Source organism: Pseudomonas sp. Z3-8, assembly GCF_051131975.1.
GTDB lineage: Bacteria > Pseudomonadota > Gammaproteobacteria > Pseudomonadales > Pseudomonadaceae > Aquipseudomonas.
This window is the reverse complement of record NZ_CP071643.1, coordinates 3,988,942-4,009,030: the sequence shown is the minus strand read 5'-3', so window position 1 is coordinate 4,009,030 and position 20,089 is coordinate 3,988,942. Positions and strand designations below refer to the sequence as shown.

The window sequence follows — 20,089 nt, the reverse complement described above, 5'->3', positions numbered from 1 at the left end:
CCACATGGTTTTCTCATTTCTGTTGTTTATGCATAGCTAACTAACTATTTGTTTGACATTTGCTGCCTAAGCAGTAACATCTCGACATACATTCACTGCCTAGGCAGCTAACGGTATCCAGATGAAGCATTTCACCCCGGACGAATTCCACAATTGCCATCTCGGCATGCTCCTTGGCCGTGCCGCGGCGCTCAAGGACCGGATCATCGACACCCACATGGAGCCTGTCGGCATCACCGCCGCGCAGTTCAAGGTGTTGATCATCATGGCCCAGCACGGCATCGATACGCCGGTCGAGCTGTGCCGGTACCTGTCGCTGGACAGCGGCTCGATGACCCGCATGCTCGACCGCCTGGAGCAGAAGGGCTTTCTGGTTCGCCAGCGCTCGGCACAGGATCGGCGCCAGGTTCGTCTGGTGCTGACCGACGCCGGCCAGGCCCTCGCCGATCGCCTGCCGTTCATCGGCGCCGACGCCATGAATCAACTGGCCGGCGCCATCAGCCGCGAGGAGCTGCAAACCCTCGAAGACATCCTCAAGAAAATACTGCTCGCCGCCGGTGACCCCATCACCGTCCTGCGATTGGGGGCCAAATGAAACATCAAACCTTGCGTACCCGCCTGAGCCTGGTGCTGTTGGCCATGAGCCTCGCCGGTTGTGCCAGCTACAGCGGCCTGAAGACCGAGGGCGTCAGCCTGGAGGCCAAGAGCCTGCAAGCTGGGCAATCGCTGACCGGGGTCAAACTGTCGCCCGCGGCGTGGCCGAAAAACGACTGGTGGAAAAGCCTTGGCGACCCGCAACTCGACGGCCTGATCCGTGAAGCGCTGCGCGACAGCCCGGACATGCAGATCGCCAGCGCCCGGGTGCACCAGGCCAGCGCCGCTGCCTATGCCGCGAATGCCGCGCGCCTGCCGACCCTCGACGCCAGCGGCAGTGTCAGCCGTTCGCGCCTGGCCCGTGACCAGGACCCGCAAGGGCAGGGCGGCGCCTATAGCACCCTGCGTTCGCTGAGCGTGGATTTCAATTACAACTTCGACCTCTGGGGCGGCCAACGTGCCGCCTGGGAAGCGGCCCTGGGCCAGGCCCGCGCCGCCGAGATCGATCGCCAGGCCGCGCAACTGACCCTCGCCGCCGACGTGGCCCGGGCCTACAGCGACCTGGGCCAGGCCCACATCATTTATGACCTGGCCAATGAAGACCTCAAGCGCACGCGGCAGATGCTCGACCTGGGCAAACGCCGTCTCGGTGCCGGGATCGACAGCGAATACCAGTTCCAGCAGACCGAAAGCCTCGAAGCCAGCGCCGATGCGACGCTGATCGACGCGGAAAAACGCCTGCAAAGCGCAAAGATCGCCTTGGCGGTGCTGCTGGGCAAAGGTCCCGACCGGGGCAACGACATCGCCCGGCCCAACGTGCTGCAGGCCAGCGCGGTTGCCCTGCCGTCGAATCTGCCGGCCGAGTTGCTCGGTCGCCGTCCCGACCTGGTCGCGGCGCGGTGGCGGGTCGAGGCGGCGAGCAAGAACATCGAGGCCGGCAAGACCAACTTCTACCCCAACCTCAACCTGAGCGCGGCGGCGGGGGTGCAATCGCTGCTGGGTGACGCGATGTTCGGCGCGCCCAGTCGTTTCTTCAACGTGGCGCCGACCGTGTCGTTGCCGATCTTCGATGGCGGCCGCCTGCGGGCGGACCTGGATGCCCGGGACGCCGATTACGACCTGGCGGTGGCGCAATATAACAAGAGCCTGGTCGCGGCCCTTGGCGATGTCAGCGACACCATCAACCAGTTGCGCGACATCGGTCGGCAGCTCGGCGCCCAGCAACACGCGGTGGATATCGCCCGGAACTCCTACGACACCGTGGTCCAGCGCTACGGTTCCGGCATCGGCAATTACCTGGACGTGTTGAGCATCGAGCAACAATTGCTCCAGGCCCAACGCCAACTGGCGACCCTCAATGCCGAGCAGATCGATCTGTCGATCCAACTGATGCAGGCCCTGGGTGGTGGTTTCGATACCCAAACCATCGCTTCGGCCACTCCGGCCGCCACCGCGCCGACTCACTGATTCGAGGTACTTGTCATGGCAACTGCCGAAACTACCCAGGAAACCCAACAGGACAGCGGCAACCCGCGCAAGCGCAAGGTGTTGCTGCTGGCCCTGGCCCTGATCGTCATTCTCGCCGGCGTCGGTGTCTGGGCCTGGCATGAACTTTATGGACGCTGGAGCGAAAGCACCGACGATGCCTACGTGAACGGCAACGTGGTGGAAATCACCCCGCAAGTCACCGGCACCGTGGTGAGCATTGGTGCCGATGACGGTGACCTGGTGCGCGAAGGCCAGGTGCTGGTGCAGTTCGACCCGAACGACGCCGAAGTTGCCTTGCAAAGTGCCCAGGCCAACCTGGCCCATACCGTGCGCCAGGTGCGTGGTTTGTACAGCAATGTCGACGGCATGAAAGCGCAGGTGCATGCGCAGGAAGCGGAAGTGCAGAAGGCTCGGGAAAACTACAACCGACGCAAGAACCTGGCGGCCGGCGGGGCGATCTCCCAGGAAGAACTGTCCCACGCCCGGGACGATCTGACCTCGGCGCAGAACGCCCTGGCCAATGCCCGGCAACAACTCATGACGACCAGCGCGCTGGTGGATGACACCGTGGTGTCGAACCATCCCGACGTGCAGGCGGCGGCCGCGCAACTGCGCCAGGCTTACCTGAGCAATGCCCGCAGCACCTTGATTGCGCCGGTGACCGGTTACGTCGCCAAGCGCACCGTTCAGCTCGGGCAACGCGTGCAGCCGGGCACGGCGCTGATGGCGGTGATCCCGCTGGACCAGTTGTGGATCGACGCCAACTTCAAGGAAACCCAGCTACGTGACATGCGCATCGGCCAGCCGGTGGACATCGAGACCGACCTTTATGGCAGCGACGTGAAGTACAGCGGCACGGTGGACAGCCTGGGCGCCGGCACCGGCAGCGCGTTTGCCTTGCTGCCAGCGCAGAACGCCACCGGTAACTGGATCAAGATCGTCCAGCGGGTGCCGGTGCGTATTCATATCAATGCCGAGGAGCTGGCCAGGCATCCGCTGCGGGTCGGCCTGTCGACCCAGGTCAACGTCAATCTCCACGACCAGAGCGGCCCGGTACTGGCCCAGCAGCCACCGCAAAAAGCCTCGTTCAGCACCCAGGTCTACGCCCGCCAGCTGGCCGATGCCGACGCGATGATCACTCGGCTGATTCATGAGAACAGCGCGGCGGCGAGCAAGACCGCACAGCGCTAGTCAATGACGGCACGGACCGGACCTGTGGGAGCGAGCCTGCTCGCGAAAGCGGCGGGCCAGCTTGCATCCATGGTGACTGACACAGCGCTTTCGCGAGCAGGCTCGCTCCCACAGGGTTTGTGTCTTGCCTAGACAAATTTCATCACCTCCGATTCAGGATTCTCGCAATGAGCAATAACGCGTCCTTCACGCCGCCCAGCCTGTTGCTCAGCACCATCGGGTTGTCGCTGGCGACGTTCATGCAGGTGCTCGACACGACCATCGCCAACGTCGCCTTGCCGACCATTTCCGGCAACCTGGGCGTCAGTTCGGAGCAGGGCACCTGGGTCATTACCTCGTTTGCGGTGAGCAATGCGATCGCGCTGCCGCTGACCGGTTGGCTGAGCCGCCGGTTTGGCGAGGTGAAACTGTTTTTGTGGGCAACGATGCTGTTCGTCCTGGCCTCGTTCCTCTGCGGGATTTCCACGTCGATGCCCGAGCTGATCGGTTTTCGTGTGGTTCAGGGCCTGGTGGCCGGGCCTCTGTATCCGATGACCCAGACCTTGCTGATTGCCGTGTACCCGCCAGCCAGGCGCGGCATGGCCTTGGCCTTGCTGGCGATGGTCACGGTGGTGGCGCCGATCGCCGGGCCGATCCTGGGCGGCTGGATCACTGACAGTTACAGTTGGCCGTGGATTTTCTTCATCAACGTGCCGATCGGGATTTTCGCGGTGCTGGTGGTGCGTCAGCAGCTCAAGGCGCGGCCGGTGGTCACCAGTCGCCAGCCGATGGATTACGTCGGGTTGATCACCCTGATCATCGGTGTCGGGGCGTTGCAGGTGATCCTCGACAAGGGCAACGACCTGGATTGGTTCGAGTCGAACTTCATCATCATCGGCGCGCTGATTTCGGTCGTTGCGCTGGCGGTGTTCGTGATCTGGGAAATGACCGACCGCCATCCGGTGGTCAACCTGCGGCTGTTTGCCTATCGCAACTTTCGCATCGGGACGATCGTGCTGGTGGGCGGTTATGCCGGATTCTTCGGCATCAACCTGATCCTGCCGCAGTGGTTGCAGACCCAGATGGGTTATACCGCCACCTGGGCCGGCCTGGCGGTTGCGCCCATCGGGATCCTGCCGGTGTTGATGTCACCTTTCGTTGGCAAATACGCCCACAAGTTCGACCTGCGCCTGCTGGCCGGGCTGGCGTTCCTGGCGATCGGCCTGAGTTGCTTCATGCGCGCCGGGTTTACCAACGAGGTGGATTTCCAGCACATCGCTCTGGTGCAGCTGTTCATGGGCATCGGCGTGGCGCTGTTCTTCATGCCGACCCTGAGCATCCTGATGTCGGACCTGCCGCCCCAGCAGATCGCCGACGGCGCGGGGCTGGCGACGTTCCTGCGGACCCTGGGCGGCAGCTTTGCCGCGTCGCTGACCACCTGGATCTGGATCCGCCGCGCCGACCAGCACCATGCCTACCTGAGCGAAAGCATCAGCACTTTCGAACCGGCCACGCGCGAGACGATCAACCAGCTCGGCGGGGCGAGCACGCCGGTGTACGCCCAGCTCGACCAGATCCTCACCAGCCAGGCGTACATGCTCTCCACCGTGGATTACTTCACGCTGCTGGGCTGGGCGTTCATGGGGTTGATCCTGCTGGTGTGGCTGGCGAAACCGCCGTTTGCGGCGAAGGCGGGGCCTGCCAGCAGCGGTCATTGATGGCGGGCGCAGTCCAACCTGTGGGAGCGAGCCTGCTCGCGAATGCGGATTATCAGTCAGTGATGTTTTGACTGACACAGCGCTTTCGCGAGCAAGCTCGCTCCCACAGGGGATTTATATTGGATCAGGGATTGTGTCCGGTGCCGGCAGTTGTGGCGGCGGCGCCAACTCGAAAGGCGCCAGCGAAAAGCCCTGTTCATCTACCTGCAACGCCCAGCCCTGCTTGTCCCAATCTCCCAGCACGATGCGCCGGGCGGCGTGTTCGCCCAGTTGCAGCTTGTGGATGGCAGGGCGGTGGGTGTGGCCGTGGACCAAGGTTTTTACGCCATAGTGCTGCATGACGCGCGGGACCTCTTCTGGCGTGACATCAACGATGTCGTTGGCTTTCATCCTCACCTGCGTGCGGCTTTCACTGCGCAGCTTGCGCGCCAGTTTCTGACGGCTGCCCAAGGGCAGGTGGCGCAGGACGAACAGCGTGACCGGGTTGCGCAGCCAGCGCCGCAGTTTCATATAGCCGACATCCCGCGTGCACAGGCTGTCGCCGTGCATCAGCAGCACCGGCTCGTCGTTGAATTGCACGACGGTCGGGTCCTTGAGCAGGGTACAGCCGGCCGCTTTGCAGAAGGCCTGCCCGAGCATGAAGTCGCGGTTGCCGTGCATCAGGAAAATCGCCGTGCCGCTGTCGCTCAATTCGCGCAGGGCCTGGCAGATGGAACGCTGGAACGGCGTCATGGCATCGTCGCCGATCCAGGCTTCGAAGAAGTCGCCCAGAATGTATAACGCTTGCGCCGAGCGGGCGCGTGTGGCGAGTAAATCCAGAAACGCCCGGGTGATGTCCGGGCGCTCCTCTTCCAGATGCAGATCTGAAATCAGCAATATCACTCAATGATCTCGGCTTTCTCGATGATCACATCTTCTGCCGGGACGTCCTGGTGGCCAGCCTTGGAAGTGGTGGAGACGCCTTTGATCTTGTCGACCACGTCGGTGCCTTCGATCACTTCACCGAATACTGCATAGCCCCAGCCCTGTACGGTCTTGCCGCTGTGGTTCAGGAAGCTGTTGTCGGCGACGTTGATGAAGAACTGCGCGGAGGCCGAATGCGGCTCCATGGTACGGGCCATGGCAACGCTGTACTTTTTGTTCGGCAGGCCGTTGTCGGCTTCGTTCTGGATGCTCGGGCGCTTGTCTTTCTTTTCTTTCATGCCCGGTTCGAAACCGCCGCCCTGGATCATGAAGTTGCCGATGACACGGTGGAAAACGGTGTTTTCGTAGTGGCCGGCCTTGACGTATTCAACGAAGTTGGCAACGGTAATCGGTGCCTTCTCGGCGTTCAGCACCAGGACGATCTCGCCATGGTTGGTGGTCAGTTTGACTTGGGTCATGATCACTACTCTTTCAAGGAATTCGTGGGTTTCGGGGGCGCGGACGCCCGCAACCGGTCTGGCTGTAATCGGCCAGGCTGGGCAGTTTAGCGCGCCATGCGCGAATTTCGAGGCTGTTTTTCATCTGGCTGTCGAATAAATTCAATCGTTTGCCGGCCTGGCCTGTCAGGTGCTTGACAGCATCGGCTATGATACGGGCTTTGATTTATCAGGCCGCACCCGGCCGCGCACTTGTATGTTCAAGGATCCTATGAGCAAGCCCACTGTCGACCCTACCTCGAATTCCAAGACCGGCCCGGCCGTGCCGGTCAATTTCCTGCGCCCGATCATCCAGGCGGACCTGGATTCGGGTAAGCACACGCAGATCGTCACCCGTTTTCCGCCGGAGCCCAACGGCTATCTGCACATCGGTCACGCCAAATCCATTTGCGTGAACTTCGGCCTGGCCGAGGAGTTTGGTGGCGTCACGCACTTGCGTTTTGATGACACCAACCCGGCCAAGGAAGACCAGGAATACATCGACGCGATCAAGAGCGACGTCAAGTGGCTGGGCTTCGAATGGGCCGGCGAAGTGCGCTACGCCTCGCAGTATTTCGACCAGTTGCACGACTGGGCGGTGGAACTAATCAAGTCCGGCAACGCCTACGTGTGTGACCTGACGCCGGAGCAGGCCAAGGAATATCGCGGCAGCCTGACGGAGCCGGGCAGGAACAGCCCGTTCCGTGACCGCAGCGTGGAGGAGAACCTCGACCTGTTCGCCCGCATGCGCGCCGGTGAGTTCCCGGACGGTGCCCGTGTGCTGCGCGCGAAGATCGACATGGCCTCGCCGAACATGAACCTGCGCGACCCGATCATGTACCGCATCCGTCATGCCCATCACCACCAGACGGGCGACAAGTGGTGCATCTACCCGAACTATGACTTCACCCACGGCCAGTCCGACGCCATCGAAGGCATCACGCATTCGATCTGCACCCTGGAGTTCGAAAGTCATCGTCCGCTGTACGAGTGGTTCCTCGAGCATCTGCCGGTGCCGGCCAACCCGCGCCAGTATGAATTCAGCCGCCTGAACCTGAACTACACGATCACCAGCAAGCGCAAGCTCAAGCAACTGGTGGACGAGAAGCACGTCAGCGGCTGGGATGACCCGCGCATGTCGACGCTGTCGGGTTTCCGCCGTCGTGGCTACACGCCAAAGTCGATCCGCAACTTCTGCGAGATGGTCGGCACCAACCGTTCCGACGGTGTGGTCGATTTCGGCATGCTGGAATTCAGCATTCGCGAGGACCTCGACCACAGCGCACCGCGCGCCATGTGCGTGTTGCGTCCGCTGAAAGTCGTCATCACCAATTACTCGGAAGGCCAGGTCGAGAACCTCGAACTGCCGTGCCACCCGAAAGAAGACATGGGCGTGCGCGTCCTGCCGTTCGCCCGGGAAATCTACATCGACCGTGACGACTTCATGGAAGAGCCACCAAAAGGCTACAAGCGCCTGGAGCCGGCCGGCGAAGTGCGCTTGCGCGGCAGCTACGTGATCCGCGCCGACGAGGCGATCAAGGACGCCGACGGCAACATCGTCGAGCTGCGTTGCTCGTACGATCCCGACACCCTGGGCAAGAACCCGGAAGGTCGCAAGGTCAAGGGCGTGATCCACTGGGTGCCGGCCGCCGCCAGCGTCGAGTGCGAAGTGCGCCTGTACGATCGCCTGTTCCGTTCGCCGAACCCGGAGAAGGCCGAAGACAGCGCCAGCTTCCTGGACAACATCAACCCTGACTCCCTGCAAGTACTTACGGGTTGTCGTGCCGAGCCTTCGCTGGGCAACGCACAGCCGGAAGACCGTTTCCAGTTCGAGCGCGAAGGCTACTTCTGCGCGGATATCAAGGACTCGAAACCCGGTGCTCCGGTATTCAACCGTACCGTGACCTTGCGCGATTCCTGGGGTCAGTGATCAAGTCTTAAGGGAAACCCCGTGCTTACGATCTACAACACGCTCACCAAGAGCAAAGAAGTCTTCAAGCCGCTGGATGGCAACAAAGTCCGTATGTACGTCTGCGGCATGACCGTGTACGACTATTGCCACCTCGGCCATGGCCGCAGCATGGTTGCCTTCGACCTGGTGACCCGTTGGTTGCGCTTCAGCGGTTATGACCTGACCTATGTGCGCAACATCACCGACATCGACGACAAGATCATCAATCGGGCCAACGAGAACGGTGAAGCGTTCGATGCGCTGACCGAGCGCATGATCAAGGCCATGCACGAGGACGAGGCGCGCCTCAACATCCAGAAGCCGGACCTGGAGCCGCGGGCCACGGACCACATCCCGGGCATGCTGGCGATGATCCAGACCCTGATCGACAAGGGCTATGCCTACGCACCGGGCAACGGCGATGTGTACTACCGCGTCGCCAAGTTCATGGGCTACGGCAAGCTGTCGCGCAAGAAGATCGAAGACTTGCGCATCGGCGCACGCATCGAAGTCGACGAGTCGAAAGAAGACCCGCTGGACTTCGTGCTGTGGAAAGGCGCCAAGCCGGGCGAGCCGAGCTGGGATTCACCGTGGGGCGCCGGGCGTCCGGGCTGGCATATCGAATGCTCGGTGATGTCGACCTGCTGCCTGGGCGAGACCTTCGACATTCATGGCGGCGGCAGCGACCTGGAGTTCCCGCACCACGAAAACGAGATCGCCCAGAGCGAAGCGGCCACCGGCAAGACCTACGCCAATGCCTGGATGCATTGCGGCATGATCCGCATCAATGGCGAGAAGATGTCCAAGTCCTTGAACAACTTCTTCACCATCCGCGACGTGCTCGACAAGTATCACCCGGAAGTTGTGCGTTACCTGCTGGTGTCCAGCCACTACCGCAGCGCCATCAACTATTCGGAAGACAACCTCAAGGACGCCAAGGGCGCCCTGGAGCGTTTCTACCATGCACTCAAGGGCCTGCCGAACGTGGCGCCCGCCGGTGGCGAAGCGTTCGTGGCGCGGTTCACCGAAGTGATGAACGACGACTTCGGCACGCCGGAAGCCTGCGCGGTGCTGTTCGAGATGGTGCGTGAGATCAACCGCCTGCGCGAGAGCGATCTCGATGCGGCGGCGGGCCTGGCAGCGCGGCTGAAGGAATTGGCCAGCGTGTTGGGCGTGTTGCAGCTTGAAGCCGACGACTTCCTGCAAGCCGGCGCCGAAGGCCGGGTGAACGCCGCCGAGGTCGAGGCCTTGATCCAGGCGCGCCTGACCGCGCGGGCCAACAAGGACTGGGCCGAATCCGACCGCATCCGCGACCAGCTCACCGCCATGGGCGTGGTGCTCGAAGACGGCAAGGGCGGGACGACCTGGCGATTGGCGGACTGAGTCCTTCCAGCCCTCGCAATACCCCTGTGGGAGCGAGCCTGCTCGCGAAAGCGCAATATCAGCCAACAATGGTTTGACTGATATACCGCATTCGCGAGCAGGCTCGCTCCCACAGTTTTTTGTATGTCCACGCTGGAACAGGTCGCTTCGACCTTCGCGCTGACAGCACAGTCCCCATGCCGGAACCGGTCACGAACGCCTGCTTCGTCGCCATTAAAACGAAACGTCTGACAGCCATGCTGTGAGACATGCCAGTAGTATCGGTTTTAACGGAACGTCAAAGGCGGGATAGAGCAGGGTGAGGCTCGGTCGGCCTGATCTTTAGCCAGCCACTGCGCTGCTGCAAACGGGCTGGCTGCGGATTGCGGCAGGGGCTCAGGGCGTTTGTGGTTTGTCAGGAGCAGTCAGGCCGGCCTGGATACGCTGATAGATTTCTTCGCGGTGCACCGCAACGTTTTTCGGGGCGTTGATGCCGATCCGGACTTGTTGGCCGCTTACGCCCAGAATGGTGATCGTGATGTCGTCACCAATGTTTATGCTTTCACCGACTTTGCGGGTGAGTATCAGCATGGTGTTCTCCTTGATTGCTTTATAGGGCACCTGATTCAGACAGTGCAGATGTCGGTACTGCTTATAGATTAGTGCTAAGTGTCACAATGTGGGTGCCTCTTTCTGACGTGCAGATGCTGCATTAATTCCCAGGGTGCGACTATACAGAGACGCCGGAGAGGTTTCTCGTGTTTTGAGCTCCGTTTGCGGCGTTTTTGGCGACAGTGAGTGCTAAAATTCCCGCCTCATGTCTTTCGGGGGAATCGTTGTGCGTAAATTGGCTTGGGTATTGGTGGTATTGGCGCTGGCGGGATGCGGTGAAGGGCGTGACGTCGCGGCACCCAAGCCCAAGCCCGTGGCGAGCTCTACGCCGGCCGCCGCTGCCGCACCGCAGTGGGCCGTCGAGGTTCGAGGCCAGACGCCCCAGGCCGTCAGCGACCTGACCGGATGGCTGATCGAGCACAGCTTCATGTCCACCGTCGTCAGGGAAAACGGCAAGGACCGCGTCCTGGTAGGGCCGTTAAGCTCCAAGGCTGAAGCCGAAGCGAAGCAGGAACAGATCACCGCTGCCCTGGTCCGTGCGAAGAAACGCAATATCGAAGCCTTGGTGGTGGACTTCCCACCGGCTTAATAATCGGTCAATACAGAACCTGTGGGAGCGAGCTTGCTCGCGATAGCGGTATATCAGTCGACAAACCTGTTGTCTGTCACTCCGCTATCGCGAGCAAGCTCGCTCCCACATTGTTTTGTGCTGTTAACGAATGCCAGGTCAGCCGCAGGCCTTCAGGTCCACCGGGCCGACAAATTCGTTCCCGCGGCCCATGACACACGCCACGCTCTGGTTGCGCTGGCGTTCCCAGGCCTGCACCGGATAGGTCTTGTCCCAGGCCTCATACAGGCGCCGGTCCTGTTTGGAGAGGCGCAAACCGTATTGTTTGCTCATGTAGAAATACGTCCTGGCGATCATCCCCCGAATGGACGGGCGCGGCATGACCTTCTTGGCCTTGAAATCCACCTGGGTCAGGCATGAGCCGTACTGGCCTTTCTGCACCGGCAACCAGCCGAAGCTGAAGTTGCTGCGATCACCGTTCACCTCGCCAATGCTCGGCACCAGGTTATGCAGATCCGCCTCGGCCCGTTGATAGACCGGGTCGTAGCGGGTGCACTGCTTGCGCCCGCCCTGTTGCCAGCATTGGCGCTGATGGCCGATCTGCCAAGCCGGGACAATATGCTCCCACTCGATGCGGGCGGCGCGATTGGCGTTCTTGCGCGGTACATAACCGCAGGCCGCGAGGTTCACCCGGTTGCCGGTGTATTTGCACCCGCAATAGAACTCGGTGGATTGCGGCGCATAGAGTTTCCAGGCGACTTTCTTGGCTTCGTTGAAGGTGCGCGGCGCACCAGCCTGTGCACCCGTGGCAACGAAGACGAGCAATAAAGCTAAGCAGCGAACAATCATCGGGCTCAATCTTCCTTCGGCACAACCCAGAAAACCTGCACACCGCCATCGTCGCGATAAGCGAGGGTGACGTTGTCGTTCTCGTCGATTTCTTCGAGCAGGCGTTCCCACTCGTCGATCGGCTCGTCGGGCAGGCGGAAGATCAGTGCGGCCTTGGCCTTTTGCGCGGTGGGCGAATTGATGATTTTCGAGACGCGCAGGCCGAGTCGTGTGTAGGAATCTAAGGGGGTAGTTGCAGCGAGAGGCGTTGCCACAGGATTATCCTTATTAAGCTGTACGGGCATACAGTATTTAACCGTAGGCAATTACGCAACTGCTTAAAAATTCAAGAAAATCGTCTGACAACACTTTTCCGACTTTGGTGTAGGAGAAATACGTTTTTTTAGCGGGTGTGTAGGCGAAGCGCCACCTGCTCGTAGGAAGCAGGTGGCGAAGCAGCCCGACCGGAAAAGGCCGGGCGTGAGTATCAGTATTCCCAGAATATCCGCTGCAATTCCTTGCTGTCCTGAGTCTTGGTCAGGGCGACCATGGCCAGGATGCGCGCCTTTTGCGGATTCAGGTCGTGGGCCACGACCCAGTCGTATTTATCGTCAGGCTGTTCGGCGTTGCGCAGCACGAAACCGCCGGCGTTGGCGTGGGACGAGCGAATGATCTGCAGGCCTTCCTTGCGCAAGGCCTGCAACGAAGGCACAACCCGCGACGACACCGAACCGTTGCCGGTACCGGCATGAATGATCGCCTTGGCGCCGGACTGGGCGAGGGCCTTGTAAGCCGTGTCGCTGACGTTGCCGTAGGAGTAGGCGATTTCCACGTCCGGCAGGCTCTTGATGGTCTTGATGTCGAATTCCGAGTCCAGGGTGTGACGCTTGGCCGGCAGGCGGAACCAGTAGGATTTTCCTTCCACTACCATGCCCAGCGGGCCCCATGGGCTCTTGAAGGCTTCAGTCTTGATGTTGATCATCTTGCTGACATCGCGACCGGACTGGATTTCATCGTTCATGGTCACCAGCACGCCCTTGCCCCGTGCTTCCTTGCTGCTGGCCACGGCCACGGCATTGTAGAGATTGAGCATGCCATCGGCCGACATCGCAGTGCCGGGACGCATCGAGCCGACGATGATGATCGGTTTTTCGGTCTTTTCCACCAGGTTGAGGAAGTACGCGGTTTCTTCCAGAGTGTCGGTGCCATGGGTGATGACAATGCCATCGACGTCATTGCTGTCGGCGAGCTCGGCGACGCGCCGGCCCAGCTGCAGCAGATTGTCGTTGGTGATGCTTTCCGAGGCGATTTGCATGACCTGTTCGCCACGCACATTGGCCAGTCGGCTGAGCTCGGGCACGCCGGCGATCAGTTGTTCGATGCCCACCTTCGCCGCCTGGTAAGTGGCGCTGTTGGCCGAGCTGGCTCCCGCGCCGGCGATGGTGCCGCCGGTGGCGAGGATGACGACGTTGGCGAGCTTTTGCTCAGTTTGGGTTTCTTTTGCCTGGAGCGCGCCGGGCAGCAGGAGCAGAAGGGCCAAGGCGCCCGGGACAAGAGTCTTGAAAGCAGATGTCATTATTTTTCTCTCTAGTCATGAGGAATCTAGTCATGAGGATTCATCTAGATGTTCCGGCAGACCTGAATGCCGGGAACACAGCTGGAGGAGCATGATCCGTACCAGCCCGGTCGGCGCCGCTGATCAGGGCCTAAGACGTTGATATCCATAACGATGTGTATTAAGTGAGGGACCCGGGCAAGCAGTCCGGGGACGGGTTTCCGAATGCCGCGAGTGTTTACTGTTCGGTTACCCGAAAGGGAAAGGGCTGAAAGAAAGATCTGAAGCGCTAAAGAAAAAGCTCTGACGGACGATGCCTTTGTAGGAATTTATTCACGGAGCGAGACATGTCCTTTTCCATCGGCTTTCCCAATGCCGCGACCATCACCCTCGGTGGTAGATCTATCTCCACGCTGAATGCCCTGAGGGAGGCGAGCGCTGACGCGGCTGACGAGGCGCTGGGCGAAACGCAGGAAACCGGCACGGTCCGTGCGAACCTGGCAACCGAAGCCGAGGGCAAGACCGAGAAAAGCAGCAGTACGCAAAGTATCGCTATGCAAGTGCTGCTCAAGCGAATGCAGGAACTCCAGCAGCAATTGCGGGAGCAGCAGCAACAACTTGCCGCTGCACAGACGCGTGCCTATTCAACGCCCGAAGCCAAGACGACCGCTATCATGGCTATCCAAGGGCAAATCGCCGATACCACCGGCGCGCTGCAACAGGTCACCGGAAATCTGATCAAGGAACTGGCCAAGGATTCGGGTTCGGGGGCGCTGGTGAATACCACCGCTTGAGGTGTCAACGTTGCGGATGAAACCGCAACGTTGACAAAACCCTGATGCTTTACCATAGTTCATTCCACGCAAACGTTTGCGCGGCTGACGTGCGACGATTTTGCTCACAATAATCATAAAATCGGAGTGAACCCATGAAGCTGCCATTCGCTGGACGCCTTCTCGCCGTCGCCATGCTCGCGGCCGCATCCGCAGCGCTGCCATTCTCCTCGGCGCTCGCCCAGACCACCGAAAAACCCAAGGTCGCCCTGGTCATGAAATCCCTGGCCAACGAATTCTTCCTGACCATGGAAGATGGCGCCAAGGCTTATCAGAAGGAACACTCCGCCGAGTTCGACCTGATCTCCAACGGGATCAAGGATGAAACCGACACCGCCAACCAGATTCGCATCGTCGAGCAGATGATCGTGTCCAAGGTCGATGCGCTGATCATCGCGCCGGCCGACTCCAAGGCCATGGTGCCGGTGATCAAGAAAGCCGTGGATGCCGGCATCACTGTGATCAACATCGATAACCAGCTCGATCCGGCCGTGGTCAAGAGCAAGAACATCAATGTGCCGTTCGTAGGCCCGGACAACCGCAAGGGCGCCCGCCTGGTGGGTGAATACCTGGCCAAGCAGCTCAAGGCCGGTGACGAGGTCGGCATCATCGAAGGCGTGTCGACCACCACCAACGCCCAGGCGCGCACAGCAGGCTTCAAGGATGCGATGGAAGCGGCGCAGATCAAGGTCGTCTCCCTGCAATCCGGTGACTGGGAAATCAACAAGGGCAACCAGGTTGCCGCGTCGATGCTCAGCGAATACCCGAACATCAAGGCACTCCTGGCCGGCAACGACAGCATGGCGGTCGGTGCGGTCTCGGCCGTTCGTGCCGCTGGCAAGGCGGGCAAGGTGCAAGTGGTCGGCTACGACAACATCAACGCCATCAAGCCGATGCTCAAGGACGGTCGCGTCCTGGCGACGGCCGACCAGTTCGCTGCCAGGCAGGCAGTGTTCGGCATCGAAACCGCGCTGAAGATGCTCAAGGGCGAAAAAGTCGACAGCGGCACCAACGGCGTCATCGAAACTCCGGTCGAGCTGGTGACCAAGCCGTAACCCTGGCGACACAACGGCGCTCGCCCGTCCGGGCGGGCGCATTGGAGAGTTTGTTATGTCCGTTCGTGATCCGAACGCTGTCCTTTGCGTCAGCGGTATCGGCAAGACCTATGCGCAGCCGGTACTGAGCGATATCAGCCTGACGTTGATGCGCGGTGAAGTGCTGGCGCTGACCGGCGAAAATGGCGCCGGCAAAAGTACCTTGTCCAAGATCATCGGCGGGCTGGTCACGCCGACAACCGGGCAGATGCAATTCCAGGGGCAGGATTACCGTCCCGGCAGCCGGACCCAGGCTGAATCGTTAGGCGTGCGCATGGTGATGCAGGAGCTCAACCTGCTGCCGACCCTTTCCGTGGCTGAAAACCTGTTCCTTGACAACCTGCCCAGCCACGCTGGCTGGATCAGTCGCAAGCAATTGCGCAAAGCGGCAGTCGAGGCCATGGCCCAGGTGGGGCTGGATGCCATCGATCCTGACACGTTGGTCGGTGAACTGGGGATTGGTCACCAACAGATGGTCGAGATCGCCCGCAACCTGATCGGCGATTGCCATGTGCTGATCCTCGACGAACCGACCGCCATGCTGACGGCCCGTGAAGTCGAGATGCTGTTCGAACAGATCACCCGTCTGCAAGCCCGCGGCGTGTCGATCATCTACATTTCCCATCGCCTCGAAGAACTGGCGCGGGTGGCCCAGCGCATTGCGGTCCTGCGCGACGGCAACCTGGTCTGCGTCGAGCCGATGGCCAACTACAACAGCGAGCAACTGGTGACGCTGATGGTCGGTCGCGAGCTGGGTGAGCACATCGACCTGGGCCCGCGCCAGATCGGCGCACCGGCACTGACGGTCAAGGGCCTGAGCCGTTCCGACAAGGTTCGCGATGTGTCCTTTGAAGTGCGCAGTGGCGAAATCTTCGGTATTTCCGGCCTGATCGGGGCAGGGCGCACCGAGCTGCTGCGACTGATCTTCGGCGCCGATGCGGCCGACAGCGGCACGGTGGCGCTGGGTTCACCGGCGCAGGTGGTGAGCATTCGCTCGCCGGCCGACGCGGTAGCTCATGGCATCGCCTTGATTACCGAGGATCGCAAGGGCGAAGGCTTGCTGCTGACCCAATCCATCGCGGCCAACATTGCCTTGGGCAACATGCCGGAGATTTCCAGTGGCGGTTTCGTCAATGGCAGCGACGAACTCTCGCTGGCGCAGCGGCAGATCGATGCCATGCGCATCCGCAGCTCCAGCCCGACGCAGCTGGTGTCGGAGCTGTCCGGCGGCAACCAGCAAAAGGTCGTGATCGGCCGCTGGCTCGAACGCGATTGCTCGGTATTGCTGTTCGACGAGCCGACCCGGGGCATCGACGTCGGCGCCAAATTCGACATTTATGCGCTGCTCGGTGAGTTGACCCGCCAGGGCAAGGCGCTGGTCGTGGTGTCCAGCGACCTGCGGGAACTGATGCTGATCTGCGACCGGATCGGCGTGCTGTCCGCCGGGCGCCTGATCGACACCTTCGAGCGCGACAGCTGGACCCAGGATGACTTGCTTGCCGCCGCGTTCGCCGGCTACCAGAAACGTGATGCGTTGCTCAACGAAGCAGCGCCTAGGGAACTCTCATGAAAACCGCTCCTGCCGTCGGCAAATCGAATGGCAACTTTTATGGCCTTGGCACTTACCTGGGCCTGGCCGGCGCCTTGCTGGCCATGGTCGCGCTGTTCTCGGTCCTGAGCAGCCACTTCCTTTCCTACGACACCTTCAGCACCCTCGCCAACCAGATTCCGGATTTGATGGTACTGGCGGTCGGCATGACGTTCATCCTGATCATCGGCGGCATCGACCTGTCGGTGGGCTCGGTGTTGGCGCTGGCGGCCTCGACCGTCAGCGTGGCGGTGCTAGGCTGGGGCTGGAGCGTCTGGCCGTCGGCCTTGCTCGGCATGGCTGTGGCCGCGCTGGCCGGGACGGTGACCGGTTCGATTACCGTAGCGTGGCGCATCCCGTCGTTCATCGTCTCGCTGGGCGTGCTGGAAATGGCCCGTGGCCTGGCGTACCAGATGACCGGCTCGCGGACCGCCTATATCGGCGACTCCTTCGCCTGGTTGTCCAACCCGATCGCCTTCGGTATTTCCCCTTCGTTCATCATTGCCTTGCTGGTGATTTTCATTGCCCAGGCCGTGCTGACCCGTACCGTGTTCGGCCGCTACCTGATCGGCATCGGCACCAACGAAGAGGCCGTGCGTTTGGCCGGCATCAATCCCAAACCCTACAAGATCCTGGTGTTCAGCCTGATGGGGCTGCTCGCCGGTGTCGCCGCGCTGTTCCAGATTTCGCGCCTGGAGGCGGCCGATCCCAACGCCGGTTCAGGGCTTGAGCTGCAAGTCATCGCCGCGGTGGTCATCGGCGGTACGAGCCTGATGGGCGGGCGCGGCTCGGTCATCAGTACCTTCTTCGGCGTGCTGATCATTTCGGTGCTGGCGGCGGGCCTGGCCCAGATCGGCGCGACCGAGCCGACCAAAAGGATCATTACCGGCGCGGTGATCGTGGTGGCGGTGGTGCTCGATACGTACCGCAGCCAGCGCGCCAGTCGGCGGGCTTGAAGCATGGCGACGATCAAGGATGTGGCGGCGCTCGCGGGGATCTCCTACACGACGGTGTCCCACGTGGTTAACAAGACGCGGCCGGTCAGTGACGAGGTGCGGCGCAAAGTCGAGGCGGCCATCGAGCGCTTGGACTACGTGCCCAGCGCGGTGGCGCGTTCGCTCAAGGCCAAGACCACGGCGACTATCGGCCTGCTGGTGCCCAACAGCCTCAACCCGTACTTCGCGGAACTGGCTCGCGGGATCGAGGATTACTGCGAGCGCAATGGCTATTGCGTGATCCTGTGCAATTCCGACGACAACCCGGACAAGCAGCGCAGTTACCTGCGGGTGCTGCTGGAGAAACGCATCGACGGCTTGATCGTGGCGTCGGCCGGCGGCGATGTCGGCCTGGCCGAGGGCTTGGCCAACGTGCGCACGCCCATGGTGATCGTCGACCGCGGGCTCGATGGGGTGGACGCCGACCTGGTGCGTATCGACCACGAATATGGCGCGTACCTGGCGACCCGGCACCTGCTGGAGCTGGGGCACCGCGACATTGCCTTTATCGGTGGGCCGGCGGACACCAGTGTGGCGCAGATGCGCCTGGCGGGTTACTGCCGTGCGCTGAAAGAGGCGGGGATCGAATTGCCCGTAGAGCGCATGCTCGAAAGCGATTTCACCAGTACCGGCGGCTATCGCGCGGCGGCGCAACTGCTTGAGCAGCAGCCGCCCAGCGCGATCTTCGCCGCCAACGATATGATCGGCATCGGTGCGCTGCGCGCCGCCGCCGAACGCAACGTGCGGGTGCCCGGCGAGCTGTCGATCATCGGCTTCGACGACATCCAGATGAGCCGTTACGTCTACCCGGCGCTGACCACGGTGGGGCAATCGATCCTGCAGCTCGGCGAGATGGCGGCCGAAGTGCTGCTACGCCGGATCGCCACGCCGACGCTTGCCACCGACCAGCGGATCGTGACGCCCAGCATTGTCTTGCGAGAATCGACTGCACCGCTGTCCGGTACATTCGCCCAATACCGCTGAACCGAATTGACGAGTAATGATGTATGCCAGCAAAAGTAGTGGTAATAGGCAGCCTGAACATGGACCTGGTGACGCGTGCGCCACGTCTGCCCCGTGGCGGTGAAACGCTGATCGGGAAATCGTTTTCGACCATCCCCGGCGGCAAGGGCGCCAACCAGGCGGTGGCTGCCGCGCGCCTCGGGGCGCAAGTGTCCATGGTCGGTTGCGTCGGCGGTGACGCCTACGGTCAGCAACTGCGCGGTGCGCTGATGGCCGAAGGCATTGATTGCCAGGCCGTCAGCGTTGTCGAGGGTTCCAGCGGCGTGGCGCTGATCGTGGTCGATGACAACAGCCAGAATGCGATCGTGATCGTCGCCGGCGCCAACGGTGAGCTGACGCCGGCTGTGCTCGGCAGTTTCGACGCGGTGCTGCAAAGCGCCGAGGTCATCATCTGCCAGCTAGAAGTGCCGGATGCGACAGTGGGCCATGCGCTCAAGCGTGGCCGTGAACTTGGCAAGACCGTCATCCTCAATCCGGCGCCCGCTTCTAGGGCATTGCCTGCCGACTGGTATGCCTGCGTCGATTACCTGATTCCCAACGAAAGTGAAGCGGCGATCCTCAGCGGCCTGGCGGTGGAGTCCCTGGAAAACGCCGAAGCCGCCGCGACCCAGTTGATCGGCGCCGGTGCCGGCAAGGTGATCGTGACCCTGGGGGCCCAAGGGCTGATGTTCGCCAACGGTTCGAGCTTCGAACATTTCCCGGCGCCGCGGGTCAAGGCGGTGGACACCACGGCAGCGGGCGACACGTTTGTCGGCGGGTTTGCCGCGGCCCTGGCCAGCGGCAAGAATGAGGTCGAGGCTATTCGTTTCGGCCAGGTCGCCGCTGCACTGTCGGTCACCCGCGCGGGCGCTCAGCCTTCCATTCCAACCCTGCAGGAAGTCCAGGCGTTCGAAGCATGAAAAAAACTCCTCTGTTGAACATCGCCCTGTCGCGATTGATCGCCTCCCTCGGTCATGGCGACAAGGTGGTCATCGGTGACGCCGGCCTGCCGGTGCCGCCCCACGTCGAGTTGATCGACCTGGCGCTGACCCATGGGGTTCCGGATTTCGTCAGTACCTTGAAAGTGGTGCTCAGCGAAATGCAGGTCGAGCGCCATGTGCTGGCTCAGGAAATCCTCGATAAACAACCGTCGGCCCTGGCCACGTTGCAGGCGCTGCATGCCGAAGGCGCGTTGGGCACGCGGGAGCTGGTCAGCCACGAGCAATTCAAGACGCTCAGCCGAGAGGCGAGGGCGATCATTCGCACAGGAGAATGTTCTCCATACTGCAACGTGGTGCTGATCGCCGGCGTCACGTTCTAGGTTTCCCCAC

20 protein-coding genes are annotated in these 20,089 nt (G+C 61.6%); 14 read left to right on the top strand and 6 right to left on the bottom strand.

Going from position 1 to position 20,089, the window contains the following annotated elements; all coding sequences use genetic code 11:
* The first annotated feature begins 121 nt into the window (after positions 1-121).
* From J3P94_RS18225 to J3P94_RS18210, 4 genes are all read left to right on the top strand, one after another.
* On the top strand, positions 122-595 hold the full coding sequence (locus J3P94_RS18225) for a MarR family winged helix-turn-helix transcriptional regulator (RefSeq protein WP_305495695.1): 474 nt from the start codon (positions 122-124) through the stop codon (positions 593-595).
* Positions 592-2,061: an efflux transporter outer membrane subunit gene (locus J3P94_RS18220; RefSeq protein WP_434569095.1), complete on the top strand. Its 1,470-nt coding sequence runs from the start codon at positions 592-594 to the stop codon at positions 2,059-2,061. Before J3P94_RS18225 ends, J3P94_RS18220 begins: the two co-directional genes overlap by 4 nt.
* A 15-nt stretch (positions 2,062-2,076) precedes the next feature.
* Entirely contained in the window at positions 2,077-3,273 is a 1,197-nt protein-coding gene (locus J3P94_RS18215; RefSeq protein WP_434569094.1) for an HlyD family efflux transporter periplasmic adaptor subunit, read from the top strand.
* Positions 3,274-3,440: 167 nt separating this feature from the next.
* A complete protein-coding gene (locus tag J3P94_RS18210; protein WP_434569093.1) occupies positions 3,441-4,970 on the top strand; it encodes a DHA2 family efflux MFS transporter permease subunit in 1,530 nt (509 codons plus the stop codon).
* A gap of 114 nt (positions 4,971-5,084) precedes the next feature.
* Here the strand turns inward: J3P94_RS18210 and J3P94_RS18205 are convergent, their stop codons facing one another.
* Both J3P94_RS18205 and J3P94_RS18200 read right to left on the bottom strand, forming a co-directional pair.
* Entirely contained in the window at positions 5,085-5,852 is a 768-nt protein-coding gene (locus tag J3P94_RS18205; protein ID WP_434569092.1) for a UDP-2,3-diacylglucosamine diphosphatase, read from the bottom strand.
* Positions 5,849-6,352 (bottom strand): peptidylprolyl isomerase, encoded by a 504-nt coding sequence (locus J3P94_RS18200; protein ID WP_434569091.1) that lies wholly within the window; start codon positions 6,350-6,352, stop codon positions 5,849-5,851. The genes J3P94_RS18205 and J3P94_RS18200 overlap by 4 nt, the downstream gene beginning before the upstream one ends.
* 250 nt (positions 6,353-6,602) lie before the next feature.
* Here J3P94_RS18200 and J3P94_RS18195 point away from each other — a divergent pair, with 250 nt between their 5' ends.
* Positions 6,603-8,300, top strand: a complete 1,698-nt coding sequence (locus J3P94_RS18195; RefSeq protein WP_434569090.1) for a glutamine--tRNA ligase/YqeY domain fusion protein — start codon at positions 6,603-6,605, stop codon at positions 8,298-8,300.
* A gap of 21 nt (positions 8,301-8,321) precedes the next feature.
* Positions 8,322-9,704 carry a cysteine--tRNA ligase gene (gene cysS, locus J3P94_RS18190; protein ID WP_434569089.1) on the top strand — a complete coding sequence of 461 codons (1,383 nt, stop codon included), beginning with the start codon at positions 8,322-8,324 and terminating at the stop codon, positions 9,702-9,704.
* Positions 9,705-10,079: 375 nt separating this feature from the next.
* Here the strand turns inward: cysS and csrA are convergent, their stop codons facing one another.
* Positions 10,080-10,274 carry a carbon storage regulator CsrA gene (csrA, locus tag J3P94_RS18185; RefSeq protein ID WP_003179932.1) on the bottom strand — a complete coding sequence of 65 codons (195 nt, stop codon included), beginning with the start codon at positions 10,272-10,274 and terminating at the stop codon, positions 10,080-10,082.
* A 247-nt stretch (positions 10,275-10,521) separates the two neighbouring features.
* Between csrA and J3P94_RS18180 the strand changes: the two genes are divergently transcribed.
* The gene (locus J3P94_RS18180) at positions 10,522-10,884 is read left to right on the top strand and encodes an SPOR domain-containing protein (protein WP_434569088.1); all 363 of its coding nucleotides are present in this window, start codon (positions 10,522-10,524) and stop codon (positions 10,882-10,884) included.
* A gap of 138 nt (positions 10,885-11,022) precedes the next feature.
* Here the strand turns inward: J3P94_RS18180 and J3P94_RS18175 are convergent, their stop codons facing one another.
* From J3P94_RS18175 to J3P94_RS18165, 3 genes are all read right to left on the bottom strand, one after another.
* Entirely contained in the window at positions 11,023-11,712 is a 690-nt protein-coding gene (locus tag J3P94_RS18175) for an endonuclease (protein ID WP_434569087.1), read from the bottom strand.
* 5 nt (positions 11,713-11,717) lie between these two features.
* Positions 11,718-12,017, bottom strand: coding sequence for a DUF1654 domain-containing protein (locus J3P94_RS18170; protein WP_434569086.1), 300 nt, complete (start codon positions 12,015-12,017; stop codon positions 11,718-11,720).
* A gap of 161 nt (positions 12,018-12,178) precedes the next feature.
* On the bottom strand, positions 12,179-13,267 hold the full coding sequence (locus tag J3P94_RS18165) for an asparaginase (protein ID WP_434569085.1): 1,089 nt from the start codon (positions 13,265-13,267) through the stop codon (positions 12,179-12,181).
* Positions 13,268-13,593: 326 nt separating this feature from the next.
* On the opposite strand from J3P94_RS18165, the gene J3P94_RS18160 reads away from it, so the two are divergent.
* The 7 genes from J3P94_RS18160 to rbsD all read left to right on the top strand — a co-directional run bounded on the left by J3P94_RS18160 (position 13,594) and on the right by rbsD (position 20,079).
* On the top strand, positions 13,594-14,040 hold the full coding sequence (locus J3P94_RS18160; protein WP_434569084.1) for a hypothetical protein: 447 nt from the start codon (positions 13,594-13,596) through the stop codon (positions 14,038-14,040).
* Between the two features lie 134 nt (positions 14,041-14,174).
* Positions 14,175-15,134: a sugar ABC transporter substrate-binding protein gene (locus J3P94_RS18155; RefSeq protein WP_434569083.1), complete on the top strand. Its 960-nt coding sequence runs from the start codon at positions 14,175-14,177 to the stop codon at positions 15,132-15,134.
* Between the two features lie 55 nt (positions 15,135-15,189).
* A complete protein-coding gene (locus J3P94_RS18150; protein ID WP_434569082.1) occupies positions 15,190-16,743 on the top strand; it encodes a sugar ABC transporter ATP-binding protein in 1,554 nt (517 codons plus the stop codon).
* Positions 16,740-17,717 carry an ABC transporter permease gene (locus tag J3P94_RS18145; RefSeq protein ID WP_305495674.1) on the top strand — a complete coding sequence of 326 codons (978 nt, stop codon included), beginning with the start codon at positions 16,740-16,742 and terminating at the stop codon, positions 17,715-17,717. The genes J3P94_RS18150 and J3P94_RS18145 overlap by 4 nt, the downstream gene beginning before the upstream one ends.
* A gap of 3 nt (positions 17,718-17,720) precedes the next feature.
* Positions 17,721-18,740, top strand: coding sequence for a LacI family DNA-binding transcriptional regulator (locus J3P94_RS18140; RefSeq protein ID WP_305495672.1), 1,020 nt, complete (start codon positions 17,721-17,723; stop codon positions 18,738-18,740).
* Positions 18,741-18,763: 23 nt separating this feature from the next.
* The gene (gene rbsK, locus J3P94_RS18135; RefSeq protein ID WP_434569081.1) at positions 18,764-19,678 is read left to right on the top strand and encodes a ribokinase; all 915 of its coding nucleotides are present in this window, start codon (positions 18,764-18,766) and stop codon (positions 19,676-19,678) included.
* Positions 19,675-20,079, top strand: a complete 405-nt coding sequence (gene rbsD, locus J3P94_RS18130; RefSeq protein WP_434569080.1) for a D-ribose pyranase — start codon at positions 19,675-19,677, stop codon at positions 20,077-20,079. Before rbsK ends, rbsD begins: the two co-directional genes overlap by 4 nt.
* Positions 20,080-20,089 lie beyond the last annotated feature (10 nt).